13 protein-coding genes are annotated in these 18,546 nt (G+C 49.7%); 10 read left to right on the plus strand and 3 right to left on the minus strand.

All coding sequences use genetic code 11. The features are described 5' to 3' along the window. Positions 1–93: 93 nt before the first annotated feature. The 4 genes from N2K84_RS01245 (at position 94) to N2K84_RS01260 (ending at position 4,938) form a co-directional block, all read left to right on the plus strand. Positions 94–1,161 carry a PKD domain-containing protein gene (locus N2K84_RS01245; RefSeq protein WP_282589938.1) on the plus strand — a complete coding sequence of 356 codons (1,068 nt, stop codon included), beginning with the start codon at positions 94–96 and terminating at the stop codon, positions 1,159–1,161. A 77-nt stretch (positions 1,162–1,238) separates the two neighbouring features. Beyond that, a complete protein-coding gene (locus N2K84_RS01250; RefSeq protein ID WP_282589939.1) occupies positions 1,239–3,026 on the plus strand; it encodes an alpha-L-rhamnosidase-related protein in 1,788 nt (595 codons plus the stop codon). A gap of 7 nt (positions 3,027–3,033) precedes the next feature. Continuing rightward, positions 3,034–4,422: an alpha/beta hydrolase family protein gene (locus N2K84_RS01255; protein WP_282589940.1), complete on the plus strand. Its 1,389-nt coding sequence runs from the start codon at positions 3,034–3,036 to the stop codon at positions 4,420–4,422. Between the two features lie 81 nt (positions 4,423–4,503). After that, on the plus strand, positions 4,504–4,938 hold the full coding sequence (locus N2K84_RS01260) for a hypothetical protein (protein WP_282589944.1): 435 nt from the start codon (positions 4,504–4,506) through the stop codon (positions 4,936–4,938). A 190-nt stretch (positions 4,939–5,128) separates the two neighbouring features. Here the strand turns inward: N2K84_RS01260 and N2K84_RS01265 are convergent, their stop codons facing one another. Then, entirely contained in the window at positions 5,129–7,549 is a 2,421-nt protein-coding gene (locus N2K84_RS01265; protein WP_282589945.1) for an alpha-ketoacid dehydrogenase subunit alpha/beta, read from the minus strand. Positions 7,550–7,833: 284 nt separating this feature from the next. On the opposite strand from N2K84_RS01265, the gene folE reads away from it, so the two are divergent. The 4 genes from folE (at position 7,834) to N2K84_RS01285 (ending at position 13,273) form a co-directional block, all read left to right on the plus strand. Further along, positions 7,834–8,565: a GTP cyclohydrolase I FolE gene (gene folE, locus N2K84_RS01270; protein WP_282589946.1), complete on the plus strand. Its 732-nt coding sequence runs from the start codon at positions 7,834–7,836 to the stop codon at positions 8,563–8,565. Positions 8,566–8,927: 362 nt separating this feature from the next. Continuing rightward, entirely contained in the window at positions 8,928–10,274 is a 1,347-nt protein-coding gene (gene purB, locus N2K84_RS01275; protein ID WP_282589947.1) for an adenylosuccinate lyase, read from the plus strand. Positions 10,275–10,296: 22 nt separating this feature from the next. Next, the gene (locus N2K84_RS01280) at positions 10,297–12,120 is read left to right on the plus strand and encodes an ABC transporter ATP-binding protein (protein ID WP_282589948.1); all 1,824 of its coding nucleotides are present in this window, start codon (positions 10,297–10,299) and stop codon (positions 12,118–12,120) included. A gap of 325 nt (positions 12,121–12,445) precedes the next feature. Then, entirely contained in the window at positions 12,446–13,273 is an 828-nt protein-coding gene (locus N2K84_RS01285; RefSeq protein WP_282589949.1) for an alpha/beta hydrolase, read from the plus strand. 272 nt (positions 13,274–13,545) lie between these two features. Here the strand turns inward: N2K84_RS01285 and htpG are convergent, their stop codons facing one another. Then, entirely contained in the window at positions 13,546–15,603 is a 2,058-nt protein-coding gene (htpG, locus tag N2K84_RS01290) for a molecular chaperone HtpG (protein WP_282589950.1), read from the minus strand. A 148-nt stretch (positions 15,604–15,751) separates the two neighbouring features. Here htpG and N2K84_RS01295 point away from each other — a divergent pair, with 148 nt between their 5' ends. Then, entirely contained in the window at positions 15,752–17,272 is a 1,521-nt protein-coding gene (locus N2K84_RS01295) for an aminotransferase class V-fold PLP-dependent enzyme (protein WP_282589951.1), read from the plus strand. Between the two features lie 12 nt (positions 17,273–17,284). On the opposite strand, the gene N2K84_RS01300 is transcribed toward N2K84_RS01295, so the two are convergent. Continuing rightward, positions 17,285–17,896 carry a hypothetical protein gene (locus N2K84_RS01300; protein WP_282589953.1) on the minus strand — a complete coding sequence of 204 codons (612 nt, stop codon included), beginning with the start codon at positions 17,894–17,896 and terminating at the stop codon, positions 17,285–17,287. Positions 17,897–18,061: 165 nt separating this feature from the next. Between N2K84_RS01300 and N2K84_RS01305 the strand changes: the two genes are divergently transcribed. Beyond that, positions 18,062–18,409 carry a hypothetical protein gene (locus N2K84_RS01305; protein ID WP_282589954.1) on the plus strand — a complete coding sequence of 116 codons (348 nt, stop codon included), beginning with the start codon at positions 18,062–18,064 and terminating at the stop codon, positions 18,407–18,409. Positions 18,410–18,546: the final 137 nt, after the last annotated feature.

Consider the following 18,546-nt stretch of genomic DNA (forward strand, 5'->3'; position numbering starts at 1 on the left):
ACCTAAGTTGGCCTAAAGTGGCAGCATCGCTTCGATGAAACTTATGTACTTATGTACTTAGGCACTGATGTACCTCAACCAAACCTTATGCATATGAGAAATTTTTGCCTTCTGACTTTCGTCCTGCTTTTGTCTCTGCTCGTTCAGGCGCAGGAAAACCGCGGATACAAGGTCTTTCAGTTTCCAGCCGACCAAATTCCGCGTATCGACGGAAATACAGACGATTGGGAAATAGTGCCGGATGATTATAACGTGGGCATGGACCAGCTCTGGGACGACAGCCGCAAGCATGAAACTGCCAATCCCGAAAACCTGGAAGTAAGTGTGAAAGTAGGTTGGGTGAAGGGGATGAATCGCCTTTACTTTTTGTACGAAGCTTACGATGATTACTGGGACTTTTCGCGGCCCGACTTGCACAACGACACTTTCGAGCTGACTGTTGACGGCGACCTCTCGGGCGGCCCCTTCATTGACCGCTTTCATCCCAATAAGGAAATGGGCCCGATGGATGCCTGGTTTTCATTTCACGGGGTACATGCGCAAAACTACCACATTTTCACCCCGGCCGAAGGCAAAGACTGGACACTGGTGTGGGGCAGCCAGCCCTGGATTAAAGAACTTCCTTATGCCAATGCAGCTTTCAGCTACGATTTTAAACCAGGCGAAGCAGGTAAACTCACGCTCGAATGTTGGGTGACCCCGTTTGATTATGCCGGGAATGATCCGGCGAGGGCAGTGGAATCGATTTTATACGTGCACAAAAAAATTGGATTGTGCTGGGCCGTCATCGACTACGACGATGTGGACAAGGAAAGCAACAATGGCTTCTGGAACCTCTCGAAAGAGCACACCATGTACGGCAATGCCTCGTACAGTTTGGTGTTTGAGCTGATGCCGCTTGAAAAACAGTTTTGCCGGCCGGTTGAGGCGCAGTGGTCGTTTCAGGTAATCGATATGGGCAGGCGTTTGGTGGCTTTCACCGACGAGTCGTATGGGAACATCGCTTCCTGGAAATGGGACTTTGGCGATGGGAAGACCTCTGCCGGGCAACATCCGGTACATCGATACGAACAGCCCGGAAAATACGTGGTGGTGCTTTGGGTAGAAGGACCCGAAGGAAAATCGCGCATGGCCAAAGTTTGGGATGTGGCCGTGAAATAAAATTTCAGCAGAATTCAATCTAACCTGAAATGAAAAAAACATCTTTTGATGCTTGAAAACTTAAAACCTAACGAGAAATGTCGAAACTGATATGTTTACTGTCCATGTTTTTGTATGTCTTTCTAGGTTTAACTGCCCAAGTTCCGCCCGTTCTGGCTGAGTTGCCGGCCAACTCGGTTCAAAAAGATGAGCTGACCCGTTATTATTTGAGCCCGCAGCGGGTAGTCTGGCAATCTGCCGAATCTGAAGAAAAAATACGAAACCTTGGCGTTTTGCTGAATCCTGGAACAGGACAGGCCGCATTTGGTTTGAAAAAGGAAGCTTTTGCTACCTTGACGAATGCAGCCGGCGATACTACAGGCTTTATTCTCGACTTTGGCAAAGAAATCCAGGGCGGCATTCAAATTACCACCTGCACCAGCAACCGGGTTACCCACCGTGTTCGGGTGCGTTTGGGCGAGTCGGTGGCCGAAACATGCAGCAAGGTAGTGGGCGATGGCACTACCGGACTGGCCGGCGGGGCAACCAACCACCATGCCATGCGCGATTTTGTGACCGAGCTGCCGGGTTATGGAACCAAAGAGTTTGGCGAATCAGGTTTTCGTTTTGTTCGTATTGATTTGCTCGATCACGAGACGAGTCTCAATTTATTGGAAGTTCGGGCCTATGCCGCTTTTCGCGATGTACCCTACCTGGGCTCCTTTGAGTGCAGCGACCCGCGCCTGAACGAGATCTGGAAAACCGGAGCTTATACAGTGCATGTGAATATGCAGGAATACTTGTGGGATGGCATTAAGCGAGACCGCATGGTATGGCTGGGCGACATGCACCCCGAAGTGATGACCATCAGCGCCGTGTTTGGCGCTAATCCCGTGGTGACGAAAAGCCTCGATTTTGTGCGCGACCAAACCCCGCTCCCGCGATGGATGAACGGCATCAGCGCTTACTCGATGTGGTGGGTGAATAATCAATACGACTGGTACCTGTATCATGGTAACCTCGATTATTTGCGCGAACAGCAAACGTATTTGAGCGGACTGCTCGATTTGTTTCTGACGAAGGTGGATTCACTGGGGCGCGAGAACTTGCACGGAGAAGGAATGCGGTTCCTGGATTGGCCGTCGAGTACCAACGAGCAGGGCGTTCATGCCGGTTTGCAGGCCCTCATGGTAATGGCTTTTACGCGGGGAGCCGAACTGTACCGTGTGTTGGGAGACCTGTCACGGGCTGATGCCTGCGAAAAAATGGTTGACAAAATGAAAAGTTATCTTCCCGACGCGAACCACAGCAAGCAGGCAGCAGCATTGCTGGCCCTGGCCAACCTGATGCCTGCCGAAAAAGCCAATGCTGAAGTGATTGCAGTGGACGGTCCTAAAAACTTCTCTACTTTCTATGGCTACTACATGTTGCAGGCACAGGCCAAAGCCGGCGATCATCAAACAGCGATGGATAACATCCGAACGTTTTGGGGCGCTATGCTCGATTTGGGGGCCACGACGTTTTGGGAAGATTTTAACCTCGACTGGATAGAAAATGCTGCCCGAATCGACGAAATGGTACCCGAGGGGAAAGTGGATATTCACGCCGCTTACGGCGATTACTGCTACATTGGCTATCGCCACAGCTTGTGCCACGGTTGGGCATCGGGGCCAACCGCTTGGTTGTCGGAGCATGTGTTGGGCATCCATGTGCTGGAACCGGGCTGCCGAACCGTTCGTATCGAATCCCATCTGGCCGATTTGCAATGGGCGAAAGGAACTTTCCCGACCCCCTTTGGCCTAATTACGGTAAGGCATACCAAGCTGCCTGATGGTTCCATCAAAACCGAATGGGATGCCCCGAAAGAAATCAACATCATTCAATAGCATCATTATGAAACGAATCAACCTGTTTTTTGTACTGGTACTGCTGGTCGAATTCTGCTTCGCACAGCGTATCGACAACAACTTTACCAAACCTTTGGCCGACGTGCTGAAAGAAGTGGAGCATCGTTTTCGGATAAAGTTGAGTTATGATGAAAAAGTCATTCAGCCACTGCAGGTTGAATTTGCGCAGTGGCGGTTTCGCGACGATGCGGAAGAAACGCTTCATCAGGTGCTGGGGCCTATCGGTTTGGTCTTTGAAAAGCTGCAAGAAGGCAGCTACAAAATTGACCGTTTTCGGTATCATATCCGGCCGGTTGACGAAGGCCGCAAACATTTGGAACGTCTGGCAAAACTTTATCCGGATCTGCCTTCGTGGGAAAACAGAAAAACTGAATTGAAAAACTGTATTCTGGGTAAATTGGGGCTGGATCCTATGCCGGAGAAAGCGCCGCTGAACCCGGTTTCAACACCGGTTACCAGGATGGACGGATACACCGTTCAGGATGTGGCCCTGGAAAGTTTGCCCGGCGTGTATGTTGCCGGAACTTTGTACCGCCCCTTGCGGATGAAGGGAAAACATCCGGCGGTTTTGCTGGCCCAGGGACATGGCGAAATTCAGCATTACGGCGAGAGTTCGCAGAAACTGGCTGGCACCCTGGCCCGGATGGGGGCGGTAGTGTTTAGTTACGATATGTTTGCCAAGGGTGAGTCGGCCCTGCAATTTGCCTTTGAAGACCATCGTACCGGAATGGCTCAAACCATGCAAACCTGGAACAGCATGCGGGTGCTCGACTTTTTGTCATCGCTGCCCGAGGTGGATGCTGCCAAAATTGGCATGACCGGCGCATCGGGCGGAGGTACACAAACGTTTTTGCTGACCGCTCTGGATGAACGCATTGCAGCGACCGCTCCCGTGGTGATGGTCTCTTCGTGGTTTTTTGGTGGTTGCCCCTGCGAAAGCGGCATGCCGATCCACACGTGTGGCCCCCGGGGAACAAACAACGTGGAAATTGCGGCTATGGCCTCGCCGCGTCCGCTGCTGATTGTGTCTGACGGTGGCGATTGGACAGCTAACGTTCCCGAGATCGAATATCCGTATTTGCAGGCACGGTACGCTTTATATAACCAAACTGATCGGGTGCAAAATGTCCATTTGCCCGATGAGGGGCATGACTACGGGCCTTCCAAGCGGGAAGCTGTTTACCGTTTCTTTGCCCGGCAACTGGGGCTCAATCTGGCCAAAGCTCAAGATAAAGAAGGGCAGATTGACGAATCACCCGTCAAAGTGCAGTCACGAGAAGATATGTTGGTTTTTGGATCGGAAGGTGAACAGCTACCGGTTCATGCTATTCATGGAATGGAGGAACTGAAACCCCTTTTCCCTGGGTGGGAATGAATTCTTTTGTATTGAGGGGTACTGCAACGTTCATCCAATTCACATCGTAAGGTTGTGTAGAATTTCAACCTGAAAAAAAGGATGATAACCAGGTATCTGTTATTGGCCATTTTCGGAATCGCTATGGCGCATGTGGAAGGCGTTGTGGTGGTTTATCTACGGAAAGCACTCGGACTGATCGATGCAGAAACGGACAGCGCTGGCTTGTTGGAAGAAGTTCCGAAACGATACGTTAAAATCGAGATGACCAGGGAGGTGGCAACCATCGTAATGTTGGTTGCGCTCGCCTTGTTGGTTGGTGAAAACCGGCTGGATGTACTCATGGTTTTTTTGTGGACTTTCGCCTTTTGGGACCTGTTTTATTATCTGTCGCTTTACCTGGTGATCAAATGGCCCCCAAAACTCACAACCATGGATGTGCTCTTTCTGATTCCCCGGCCGTGGATTGCCCCGGTTTGGCTGCCTATTGGGATCTCCACGCTGATGATTATAATAATTGCCGTGTTTTATCTGTGATAGCAGATTTGCGTACTAATCTATTTTGGGTGCGAGTTTGAGCCAAATCGCGCGAAGAAATTGTCAGAAAGTTGTCATTCATGGTCATTCCGTGCGAAACACAATGAATGACAACCCAATGACTAGTAATGACAGTGAAAATCCAGCGCGCGCTTGGAGAACAAACGGAACTTCAATTTTACTTTTTTCATTACACGAGTTCAGGGAACCGTTTGACATCGGTTTCGTGCATCATTTGATAAACGGTTTCGAAAATGCGTTCCACGTTGGGTTTCGAAAAATATTCGCCGTCGATACCGTAGGCCGGGCGGTGCTCCATAGCCGGTAGGGTGCGGGGCGCGGTGTCCAGGTAGTCGAAGGCTTGCTGTTCTTCCAACACTTTTTGCATCATGTAGGCTGTACCGCCACCCGGAACATCTTCGTCCATAAAAATTACCTTGTTGGTTTTTTTGATGGATTTCAGGATTGAGTGGTTGACATCGAAGGGCATCAGCGTTTGCACGTCGATCACCTCCACCGAAATATTCTTCACTTCCTGTAACAGATGGGCGGCTTTGACGGCATGGTGGGCATTCCAGCCGTATGTCACCAGCGTTACATCGGTCCCTTCGTGCAAAATTTCGGGCACGCCCAGCGGCACCCTGAATTCGCCGAGGTTTGAAGGTAACGGTTCTTTCACGTTGTAGCCTTTCAGCGGTTCGATTACCAGGGCCGGGTCGTTGGCCTGGAGCAGGGTGTTGTAAAAACCGGCAGCCTGGGTCATGTTGCGGGGTACGCACAGGTAAACGCCACGCATGGAGCCCAGAATCAACTGCATGGGCGATCCGGCATGCCAGATGCCCTGCAACTGGTGGCCGCGTGTGCGGATAATCAGCGGAGCTGCCTGCTTGCCCATGGTGCGGTATTGCATACAAGCCAAATCGTCGCTCAGGGTCGATTGCGCATAGATCAGGTAGTCGAGGTACTGGATTTCGGCAATGGGCCGGAAACCGCGCAGGGCAAGGCCAATACCCTGTCCGATGATGGTTGTTTCGCGGATGCCGGTGTCCGATACCCGTTCGATGCCGTATTTTTCCTGCATGCCTTTCATGCCTTGGTTTACCCCGCCCAGCTTGCCGGTATCTTCGCCAAAAGTCACCAGGTTGGGGTGCTTGCTGAATAACACATCGAAGTTTTTGTTCAGGATGTCGGAGCCGTTCAGTTCGGCCGGATGTTCCTGGTATTGCGCCGGAATGGCTCTCACCCTCAAGGCCGAGTCGTTGCCTTCGCGGTGAAGCTGACCGTTGTAAAAGCGCTTAGTGCGTTTCTGAAAGTTTTCAACCCATACCCGCAGTTCTTCTTTTTCGGGCTGAAATTCCGAAAAGCCATGCAGCTCAAATGTTACGCGTTTGGCCAGGCTGAACAGGGCCCGGCGCGTTGGGAACACCTTGTGGCGGATACTTTCCAGTTCTTCGGTGTGATCAAGCCGGTTGGCCGAATGGTTTTTAAGGTGATACAGGATTCGCGAGAGGCTTTCGGTTTCCTCCGCAAAGCTGTCGGCGTAATGGTTCCAGGCATTGTCGCGAGCTTCGCGGGCAGCTTTTGCCGCTTGCTTTTCAATTTTAGTGAGGGTTTCGTCGTCGGTTTCACCGGTACTTAGCAACCAGTTTTTAAACTGTACCAGACAATCAAATTCGTTTTCCCACTCCAGTCGCTCTTTCGATTTGTAGCGCTCGTGCGAACCCGAAGTGGAATGCCCCAATGGTTGGGTCACTTCCTGAATATGGAACAATACCGGCGTTTGTGTGTCGCGGCAATAGGTAATTCCTTCGGTAAAAGTCTTCAACAGGTTGGGATAGTCCCATCCCTTGCAAGTGTAAATAGTTATGCCATTGGTTCCTTCTTCTCGCTGAAAACCTTTTAACGTTTCCGAGATGCTGGCTTTGGTCGTTTGCAGCTCAATAGGGACGCTGATGCCATAGCCATCGTCATAAACGGCTACGGCCAAAGGGACTTGCATGACACCGGCTGCGTTGATGGTTTCGAAAAACATGCCTTCTGATGTGCTGGCGTCGCCAATGGAGCCAAAGGCTACTTCGTTGCCGGTGACATTGTTGCGGAGGTGTTTTTTCAGTTCGGGTTTTTGGCGCACCAGTTTTGAGGCTTGCGCCAGCCCGAGCAAGCGGGGCATTTGTCCGGCAGTTGACGAAATATCTGACGCCGAATTGTACCGGTCGGCCAGATTTTTGATTTCGCCGTTTTCGTCGATATTTTGCGTGCTGAAATGGTTATTGAAGTTGCGTCCGCCGGTGGAGGGATTGTAATGAAAGTCGGTGTCGCCGTAAATCATGGCAAAAAATTCTTCGGGTTGAAGCAATCCCAGGGCCAGCATGAAGGTCTGGTCGCGGTAGTAGCCCGAACGCCAGTCTCCTTTTTGGAAGGCTTTGGCATAGGCTATCTGTGCCAGTTCTTTCCCGTCGCCAAAAATGCCAAAATGGGCCCGGCCGTTATGCACTTCGCGGCGGCCCAGCAGGCTCAACTGACGACTCAGGTGGGCCAGGTAATAATCATCTAAAGCTGTAGTTGTTAAATTATCTGTTGTTTCCAAAAGTTCGGCTTTTTCCTGGTACATGCTTCTTTTTTTGAGATTTTCGGTCAATCGTTTCAATTTCAAATCTGTTTTTATTGCTTCCCAAAATAACGTTTCAATCTCCGATTTGTTTGAGTAACGATATTCGTGGCAAAGGTGCGGGAATAAAATCACCGGAACAAAACCGAAGGCTTATTTAGAAAAGGTGGTTGCCTGGTCGTAATGGTAATCAGACGATTTGTTTAAACTTTTAATTAGCGTCTTTAAACAAACTCACCGCTTTCTTGTTTATTGATTCTGAATCACTAAAACAAGGAGGAACGATTATGAAAGTGAACGGTTTTGTAAAGACAGATCACCCCGCCACAAAAGTGAACGGAAACTGTGCCCTTCCCCGGGTGAATAATTCGGCGAATTATGACCTGATCGGGGACAATCATATAGCCACTTCGATTGATACCCCCCTGCGCGCTGATGCTTTCGTGCTATCGGACGAGGAAAAAATGGCCATCATCGAAGACAAATTTCGCGACATCATGGAAACGCTGGGACTTGATCTTACCGACGACAGCTTGAGTGGAACGCCTCACCGCGTGGCCAAAATGTTTGTCCAGGAAATATTTAACGGGCTGAATCCGGCCAACAAACCCAAAATTTCGGTGTTCGATAACAAGTTTAAATACGGCGAAATGCTGGTGGAACGCAACATCAGCCTGAATTCAACCTGCGAGCACCATTTCCTGCCAATCGTCGGGAAGGCTCATGTGGCCTATGTTTCGAGCGGACAGGTGATCGGCCTTTCGAAAATTAACCGGATTGTGGATTACTACGCGCGCCGTCCGCAGGTGCAGGAACGGTTGACCGTTCAGATTGCCAACGAGCTGAAGCAGATTTTGAAAACCGACGACGTAGCGGTGGTGATCGATGCCAGGCACATGTGCGTTTCGTCGCGCGGCATCGAAGATGAAAGCAGCTCCACAGTAACTGCTGAGTATGGCGGCATCTTCAAAGAAAAAGAACGACGCGAAGAATTTCTGAGATATGTGACACTGGATTGATTTCAGTCTATTTAATGGGGGAATACTCAGGTTTTTCTGAAAACTGGCAACCTTTCGACCGGGCAAATGTATTTGTCCGGTTTTTTTCTGACATGCCGCATCGCTGGGATATGGCATGTTGGTCACTACGCGTCGTGACCGTACCTGGCTTTCCCGGTTGCGGCGTTTCGGGTTTTGCAAGGCACGCAGGGCCAAGGTATGTCGTGGCCGGGCGGAAGTTAATGATACTGAAAGGGCAGTGTAACATCCTTAATCAGAAAGAATAGCTTTTAAATTCCTAAAAGCGATTTCCCTGTCGCACATGCCCGGCTTTAACCGAAAGGCAAAAAATGTTACCTTTACGCCGCCAAAAATAAAAAATCATGGAACTGAATTTACTCACTGCAATCACCCCCATAGATGGTCGTTACCGATCGAAAGTTGAAAACCTGCAACTGTACTTCTCGGAGTATGCGCTGATCAAATACCGCGTGCTGGTTGAGGTTGAATATTTTATCGCCCTGTGCGAACTGCCCTTGCCGCAGTTGGCTGGTTTCGATCACAGCCTGTTTGCCAAACTCCGGCAGGTAGTGGCCGACTTTTCGGTGGACGATGCCCAACGGGTGAAAGACATCGAAAAAGTGACCAACCACGATGTGAAAGCAGTGGAGTACTTCCTGAAAGAAGAATTTGACAAGCTCGGTATTCAATCATACAAAGAATTCATCCACTTTGGGCTGACTTCGCAGGACATCAATAATACCGCCGTGCCCAAATCCATTCACGATGCGCTGGATACGGAATATTTTCCGGCGGTGAACGACCTGGTGGACAAGCTGGATGAGCTGGCCGAAGAGTGGAAAAACATTTCCATGCTGGCAAAAACCCACGGGCAGCCGGCTTCGCCCACCAATCTGGGAAAAGAAATCCGGGTCTTTTCCGAACGCATCAAAAAGCAGCTGGAACAATTACGCTCCATTAATTGTGATGCCAAGTTTGGCGGGGCAACAGGGAACTTCAACGCTCATCACATTGCCTATCCCGAGATTAGCTGGAAAGCTTTTGGTAATCATTTCCTGAAAAAATACCTGGGGCTGGAACGGGCGCAATACACCACACAAATTGCCAACTACGACAACCACGCGGCCATTTTTGATGCCCTGAAACGGGTGAACACCATCATCCTCGATCTCGACCGCGATATGTGGACCTATATTTCGATGGAATACTTCAAGCAAAAAATTAAAGCCGGGGAAGTTGGTTCGTCGGCCATGCCACACAAAGTGAACCCGATCGATTTTGAAAATTCGGAAGGCAACCTGGGCATTGCCAATGCTTTGTTTGAGCACCTGGCCGCCAAGCTGCCGGTTTCGCGCCTGCAACGCGACCTGACCGATTCGACGGTGTTGCGCACAATCGGCATGCCGCTGGCACACACGCTCATCGCGGTAAGCTCGACCATGCGCGGATTGGATAAATTGTTGCTGAACAAGGATGCCATTGACGCTGACCTGGACAATAACTGGCCGGTAGTGGCCGAGGCTATCCAAACGATCCTGCGCCGCGAAGGTTATCCGAACCCGTACGAGGCTTTGCGCAACCTGACCCGTGTGAACCGCAAGATCGACCAGCAGGCCATCCACGAGTTTATTGATTCGCTCGAAATTAGCGGTGAATTGAAAGCTGAATTGAAAAAGATTACCCCGCAGAATTATACCGGGATTTTTTAGTCCCCGCTCCGAACGCATGTAAATGAAAGATTTAATCCACCTCCTGAGGCGGTTTTTGCCGCCCTACAAAAGCAAAGTAGTGTTGAACTTCGTGTTTAACCTGTTTGCTGCCATCTTTGGCGCCTTTTCGTTTGGCTTGTTATCACCCGTGTTGGGGATCTTGTTCCAAACCAAGGAATACGTTCGCGAGTTGATGCCTTTCGAGTTTAACCTGAATGTCATCGAAAACAACCTGTCGTATTTCATCACCTGGATTATTGATACGTACGGTGAGTCGTCCGCGCTCATTTACATCGGCCTGTTCATCATTCTTATGGTGATGCTGAAAGTGGGCTTCACCTACCTGGCCAGCTACATGATGATTGCCATCCGCAATGGCGTGGTGCGCGACATCCGCAGCAAAATATACCGCAAAATGCTGTCGTTGCCGCTGGGCTTTTTTAGCGACGAGCGTAAAGGCGACATCATGGCCCGCATGACCGGCGATGTGCAGGAAATCGAAAACTCGGTGATGAACTCGCTCGACATGCTGTTCAAAAACCCGATGCTGATTTTGATTTCGCTGTCCTACATGGTCTATACCAGCTGGTCGCTTACCATCTTCGTGTTTATCATGCTGCCGGTTGCCGGTTTGCTGATCGGAAGGGTGGGGAAGAGCCTGAAAAAGCAGTCGCGCCGCGGACAAAACAAGCAGGGCGAAATCCTGTCGATTATTGATGAAGACATTTCCGGCTTGCGGGTTATTAAGGCGTTTACGGCCGAGAAAAAAGCGACCGAACGCTTTGAGCGGGAAAACGAAAACTACCGCTTGATTATGAACCGCCTGATGAGCCGCTACTTTTTAGCCCATCCGATGAGTGAATTCCTGGGTACGGCGGTCATCGTTATTGTGCTTTGGTACGGCGGCAATCTGATCCTCTCCAACGAGGCCGGATCGCTCACCCCGCAGCAGTTTATCGTTTACCTGGTTTTCTTCTACAACATCATCAACCCGGCCAAGGCCTTTTCCACGGCCCTGTACAGTGTGGAAAAAGGATTGGCTTCGATGGAGCGGATCGACCGCATCCTGAGCCAGGAGAATACCATCAAGGACAAGCCAAACGCCATAGCAAAAGCTGCCTTCGCCGATTCGATTGAATACCGGCATGTCGGGTTCAGCTATGTTTCGGAGAAGGTGTTGGACGATATCAACCTGACGATTAAGAAAGGACAGACGATTGCGTTTGTCGGAAAATCGGGCTCGGGAAAAACCACGCTGGTTGACCTGATGCCGCGTTTCTGGGATGTGACCGAGGGCGGTATTTTCATTGACGGGACCGACATTCGCGACCTGAAACTGCACGACCTGCGCAACCTGATGGGCAATGTAAACCAGGAACCGATCCTGTTCAACGAAACCTTTTTCAACAACATTGCTTTTGGCGTGGAAGGTGCTACCGAGGAAGATGTGATCAACGCCGCCAAAATTGCCAATGCGCACGAATTTATCATGGCCACCGAAAATGGCTACCAAACCAATATCGGCGACCGTGGCGACAAATTGTCGGGCGGGCAAAAACAGCGCATTTCCATTGCGCGGGCCATCCTGAAAAACCCGCCCATCCTGATTCTCGACGAAGCCACCTCGGCGCTCGATACCGAATCGGAAAAACTGGTGCAGCAGGCGTTGGAAAACCTGATGAAAAACCGCACTTCGCTGGTGATTGCCCACCGCCTGTCAACCATCAAAAATGCCGACGTGATTTGTGTGTTGCTCGATGGAAAAATCGTTGAGACAGGCACCCACGACGAGCTGATTGCCCGGGAAGGCCACTATTTCAAGCTGCATAAGATGCAGGTTTTTTAGAAAAGGTATCGAATGGTATCCGGTTAATATTTTTTGATATTTCTGTATCTCTTGTTTTTATTACGTCTCCAAAGGGACTTCAAGAATTGGGGCGAACTATCTTTTACTACCCATATTAAGTCCCTTCCGGGACTGTACAGATCATTCTGTGCTACTTTTTACCTCGAACAATACTTTGTCCGGCATGTCCGACATCCCGTCAGGGATCAGATATTGGTAGAGAAAGAAGTTGCAAAAGGCATCCCAGTCCCGTAGGGACGAAATATACTTCAGTTTATTTTTCCTTTTCTGCTATCTTTATGCGTCCAAACCAATACTTCAAACCATGAATTCTATTCGATTATTCCCCTCGATTTTTGCACTGTTTTTCCTGCTGTCCTTCTCCGTGCAAGCACAGGAAACGATTTCTTATAAAACCGAAACCAATCTGTTGTACCGTGAGAATGACGGTTTGACCGATTACATGAACGAGCGTTGCCGCCTGGATGTTTACTATCCGGTTGGGAAGAAGGATTTTGCCACCATTGTTTGGTTTCATGGCGGGGGAATTACCGGGGGCGAAAAATTCATTCCCGACCGCTGGAAAGAGCAGGGCTTTGCGGTGGTGGCGGTAAACTACCGGTTAAGTCCTCAGGTGAAAAGCCCGGCGTATATCGAAGATGCCGCGGCTGCTGTGGCCTGGGTGTTCCGGCACATCGAAGAATTTGGCGGTTCGGCTGAAAAGATTGTGGTCTCCGGACATTCGGCCGGAGGCTATCTGGCCAGCATGGTTGGCCTGGATAAGCAGTATCTGGCTGCTTTTGGCGTTGATGCCGACCGGATTGCCGCACTTGTTCCTTTCAGTGGGCATACCATTACGCACTTTACCATCCGCGACGAGCGCGGTATCCCGGGAACACAGCCGGTTGTTGATGCCCTGGCGCCGCTGTTTCACGTTCGTCCCGACGCTCCGCCCCTGTACCTGATTACCGGCGGCCGCGAACTGGAAATGCTGGGGCGCTACGAAGAGAATGCGTATATGTACCGTATGATGAAAGTGGCCGGGCACCAGCAGACCTATTTGTACGAGCTGGACGGTTTCGATCACGGTGGAATGGCCGCCCCCGCTTTCGACTTGACCCTGCGCATTTTGAAAGAACGGGGATTGAACTAGAATTTCAAGGGAATTGGGTTGTTATCGGTCACGAGCTGTTCCTTAACATGTTTTGCGCGTTCCTTAACGCATTTCTTCCATTCCTTAACGTTCTTCTCCTGTTCCTTAACCTATTTTTTCGGTTCCTTAGCGTGCATCGTCTGTTCCTTAACGCTGTTGGCGGATTCCTTGAGGCACATCTTGCATTCCTGATGACTTTGGATTAGGTCTTCAAGCAAAAAAGCCACCAGTGTTTTTGCTGATGGCTTTTCGGTTTTATGGTGATGACTGATTTACTTGATCAGTTCTACGCTGCGGCGTACAAATTTGTCGAGGTCTTCGCCCTTCAGCAGTCCGTTGGCCAGCAGGGCCAGGTCAACCAACTGTTTGGCCAGTTTGTTGTCCTTACCGAAAGCTTTCAGCTTGTCGCGTTTTTCATCTTCCAGACCGGAAATTTTAGTGCGCACATCTTCCAGCTTTTCTTTGTCGGCTTGAGGCACTTCTTCGTCTTTTTTACCCTCTTTGGCTTTTTCCAGCCCTTCCTGTTCGCCTTTTAAAGCGGCCAGTTGATCGTTCAGTTGGGTCAGGTCAGCGCTCAGCACTTCGTCTTTCTCGGCCAGCACTTTTTTCACCAGCGGATGATCGGTATTGACTACCAGGTTGAGGCTTTCGGGCAGGTCGCCGTAGAAGTTCATGCCGCCGTTGCCTTGCAGCTTGCTCATGTCTTTCATGCGGCGCATAAACTCGTTGCGGGTAATGACCATCGGTTGGGCCTGCTCGCCCATGTTTTTGAAGTCGATGACGTAATTCACGCCGTTCGTTTCGGGGCAAACCGACTGGAACACGGGGCTCAGCTCCTGGCGTTCTTCAAAGCTCAGGTGGTCGGCCGGGTCTTCCTTGCGGATGAGGTGGTCCACCACATCGGAGTCGATGCGCACAAAACGTTTATCGGTATGTTTCTGCTCAAATTGGTTGATCAGGTGCGTTGACAGCACATCGTCCATCACCAGCACATCGTAGCCTTTGTTCTTGGCGTCCTGGATAAAGCTGTACTGGTCTTCCAGGTGGCTGGTGTACAAATAAATCAGGTTGTTGTCCTTGTCGGTCTGGCTGTCCTTGATCAGTTTTTCGTACTCTTCGAAGGTGAAATACTTGCCGTCGGTATTTTTGAACAGGAAGAAGCTCATCGCTTTTTCGGCAAATTTTTCGTCGGTGAGCATGCCGTATTCGATGAAAATCTTCAGGTCGTCCCATTTTTTTTCAAACTCTTCGCGGTTGTCTTTAAAGAGCTGGCTGAGGCGGTCGGCCACTTTTTTGGTGATGTGTGTGCTGATTTTTTTCACGTTCGAATCGCTTTGCAGGTACGAGCGCGACACGTTCAGCGGAATGTCGGGCGAGTCGATCACCCCGTGCAGCAGGGTCAGGAATTCGGGCACAATGCCTTCAACCGAGTCGGTCACAAAAACCTGGTTGCTGTACAGCTGTATTTTGTTCTTCTGGACCTCGATCGTATTTTTCAGTTTCGGGAAATACAAAATACCGGTCAGGTTGAAGGGATAATCCACGTTCAGGTGGATGTTGAACAGCGGTTCTTCGCTGTACGGGTACAACTGCTGGTAGAACGAAGCGTAATCTTCATCTTTCAGGTCAACCGGTTTTTTGGTCCAGGCCGGTGCAATATCGTTGATTTGGTTATCCTCTTCGGTATCCACCTCCTTGCCGTCTTTCCAGGTGGTTTTCTTTCCGAAAACGACGGGCACAGGCAGAAACTTGCAGTATTTGTTCAGGATTTCGGAAACACGCGCTTTGTTTACAAACTCTTCCGACTCTTCGTTGATGTACATGATGATGTCGGTGCCCACTTCCGTGCGGTCGGCATCTTCCAGGATATATTCGGGGCTGCCGTCGCACTCCCAGCGGATGGCCTGTGCACCTTCTTTGTACGATTTACTGATGATTTCAACCTTGTGCGAAACCATAAACGACGAGTAAAAACCCAACCCAAAGTGGCCGATGATGGCATTCGCGTCGTTCTTGTATTTGTCGAGGAATTCGTTGGCGCCCGAGAAGGCAATCTGGTTGATGTACTTTTCCACTTCTTCGGCAGTCATCCCGATGCCATTGTCCGATACGGTGATGGTCTTTTTATCTTCGTCCAGCGAAATGCGCACGGCGGCATTTTCAACCGAAACGCTGGTTTCGCCGCGGGCGGCCAATGTTTTCAGTTTTTGGGTCGCATCCACCGCGTTCGATACAATCTCGCGCAGAAAAATATCATGATCGGAATACAGGAATTTTTTAATGATCGGGAATAAGTTGTCGCTTGATACGCCAATTTTACCTTTTTGCATGGTTATCTTATTTTTTGAGTTTAACATCTGATTTAACGAAGGTCTTTTTTTCAAAGCGTGTGCCAGTAGTTAAAAATGACGAATTGTCACCCTGATTGGCAACTTCATCGGAAAGTTGTGCCGTGAAATGTGATTTATTTCTGTTTTTATGTCAGGCGAATGGCTTTATTTTGTGCTCAATTCGCCAGCACTGTTGACCATGGGAACACTCGAAAATTATTTCAGCTTCTTCCGGGAGCAGATCATCGGAATTGACCAAACCTTTGAAAGCCCGTTTGGGCAAAAGAAAATTTTGTATGCCGATTGGATTGCCAGCGGCCGCTTGTACCGACCGATCGAGGAGAAGCTCGCGCATGATTTCGGGCCGTTTGTGGCCAACACACACACCGAAACCAGTGAGACGGGCGCGCTGATGACCAGCGCTTATCATTTGGCGCATCAAATCATCAAGCAGCATGTGAATGCCGGCCCCAACGATGTGATCATCACTGCCGGTTTTGGCATGACGACGGTCATCAACAAGTTTCAGCGGATTTTAGGGTTGAAGCTGTGCGGAAAGATTTCGGGGAAAGCCTGCATCAAAGAACGTGAGAAACCGGTGGTTTTCATTTCGCACATGGAGCACCACTCCAACCACACCAGCTGGTACGAAACCATTGCCGATGTGGTCATTGTTGAACCGGGGGCCGATTTACAGATTGACCCCGAAAATCTGCGCAAAAAGCTGGAAGAATACAAAGATCGTCCGTTTAAAATAGGGTCGTTCACGGCCTGTTCCAATGTAACCGGCATCCGTACGCCGTATTACGAGCTGGCCAGCATGATGCACGAATACGGGGGAGTGGCGTTTATCGATTTTGCTGCGTCGGCGCCTTACGACGAGATTAACATGCACCCCGACGACCCGATGATGAAGCTGGATGCCGTGATGTTTTCGCCGCACAAGTTTTTGGGCGGGCCGGGCTCATCGGGTGTGTTGGTGTTCGACAAGTCGATGTACCACAACACGGTGCCCGACCATCCGGGCGGCGGCACGGTGGACTGGACCAACCCCTGGGGCAAATACAAGTATGTTGACGACATTGAAGCGCGGGAAGATGGCGGAACCCCCGGATTTTTACAATCGATCCGCACGGCCCTCTGTTTTCAGTTGAAAGACCAAATGGGCATTGAAAGGATTCGTTCCCGCGAAGAAGAGTTGCTTCAGTTGGCTTTTGCCGGGCTCGACAGTATTCCCGAAGTCGTCATCCTGGCCAACAACCAGCGCAACCGGCTGGGGGTGATTTCTTTTTATGTGCCGGGCATTCATTACAACCTGCTGGTACGTTTGCTGAACGATTTGTATGGCATTCAGGTGCGCGGGGGCTGTGCCTGTGCCGGAACCTACGGCCACTTTTTGCTGGAAGTGAGCTACGAGCAATCTTCCGAAATCACCGATAAAATTAATCATGGCGACTTGTCGGACAAGCCGGGCTGGGTGCGCTGGTCGTTGCACCCTACCATGACGAATGCTGAGGTCACCCTGTTTATCGAAGCACTGCGCGATATTGTTGTCAATCTGGAAATTTACCGGGAGCAGTATGTTCCTGTGCCGCGCACGAATACTTTTCGTCACAGGCAGGAAAAGGATTACCGGCAGGAGGTGTCAGCTTGGTTTGCGTTGGGATGAAAGATGGCCAGCTCATCGGGTGATTCGCCGAAGTTCCATCACTACGCCTCCGGAAAAGGCCTTCGGGTTATTCGCATGTTTGGCCACAAATTTTTGCAGTTCCTCGGTTTTTGCAGTCAGTAAAAAACTGTCTCCATTGTCCTGAAAAGAGATCTGTTCCCGCTTCTTTTTGAACAGGTCCTCCAGCCAGGCAGGGTCGAACCAGCGAATGACTGCTGACGAATCCTGCAAATCGAGCCGGGCAAAACTATGCACGGGCATCAGGTGCAGGTCAAACAGGTCAACATCATCGCAAAAATATTCTTCCAGGAAGAAATCGAGGAAATAATGGCCGGCCAACCGGATGATATGCACCCTGAAACTTGCCTGCCGGGCTTCCTTGCGGTCCGGGTCTTTGATATGAAGCAGGAAGGAGGTGCTGTCGCGATTTTCCGGTAAATGTTCTTCTCCCCGGTAGTAAAAGTCGAACTGCCAGCTGGCCGAATCTTCTTCCAGCCATTCGCCCACCAGTAGATCGTTGGCAAATAAATCTTCCTGCCTGTAAAGCGGATAAAAGGAAAAAACCATGCAGCCGGATAATAGCAGAAAAACAGTCAATATAAATATGATGTGGCCCAACTTCATGGCAAATGGTTTTTATCACCGTTTTCAAATCGTACAATTCGGATACGCCTGTGACCGCTTATTTGTTTGCCGATGCGGGCATTTTTTACAATTCAGACGGTTTGTCTGGATGGAGACTAAATAATTAATTAAATTAGGCACGATAAACCATTAACCCATACATCGATGGAATTACACAAGCCGTATTTAAGTTTAACTAAAACAAATCAAAGTTATTTACTTGGAGTTGTCCTCCAAACGACAAAAAATAATTGTATCACCGGTATTGTTCAGCAAGAAATTGAACAAGGTGGTAAAAAGTATTGGGGAGTTATCATCACGGTATCCGATCAAATCCAATTGGTAAACGGACCGGACGAACCGATTATTTCAACGTCAGTTGTTATCGATCTTGACAAATCTGTCGCTTACAAAACGGTAAAATGCGTTGTTGAACAAAAATCGACAACAGGAACTTATGCTCCTGCGGAACCAAAAGATACCCATGTTGACTTTACCGATGGGGCAGAATAAGGAAAGCTTCTCATGCCAACTACCAGTGACGATGTCGTTAAAGTCAAGGTTTTTATCGATTACTTTTGCTTAAAATTATTCAAGTCTATTTCGCGATGAGAGAATTAATCAAGGTTTTCTTAACTTTTTCAATCGTC

It is taken from the genome of Gaoshiqia sediminis (assembly GCF_025907915.1).
GTDB lineage: Bacteria > Bacteroidota > Bacteroidia > Bacteroidales > Prolixibacteraceae > Gaoshiqia > Gaoshiqia sediminis.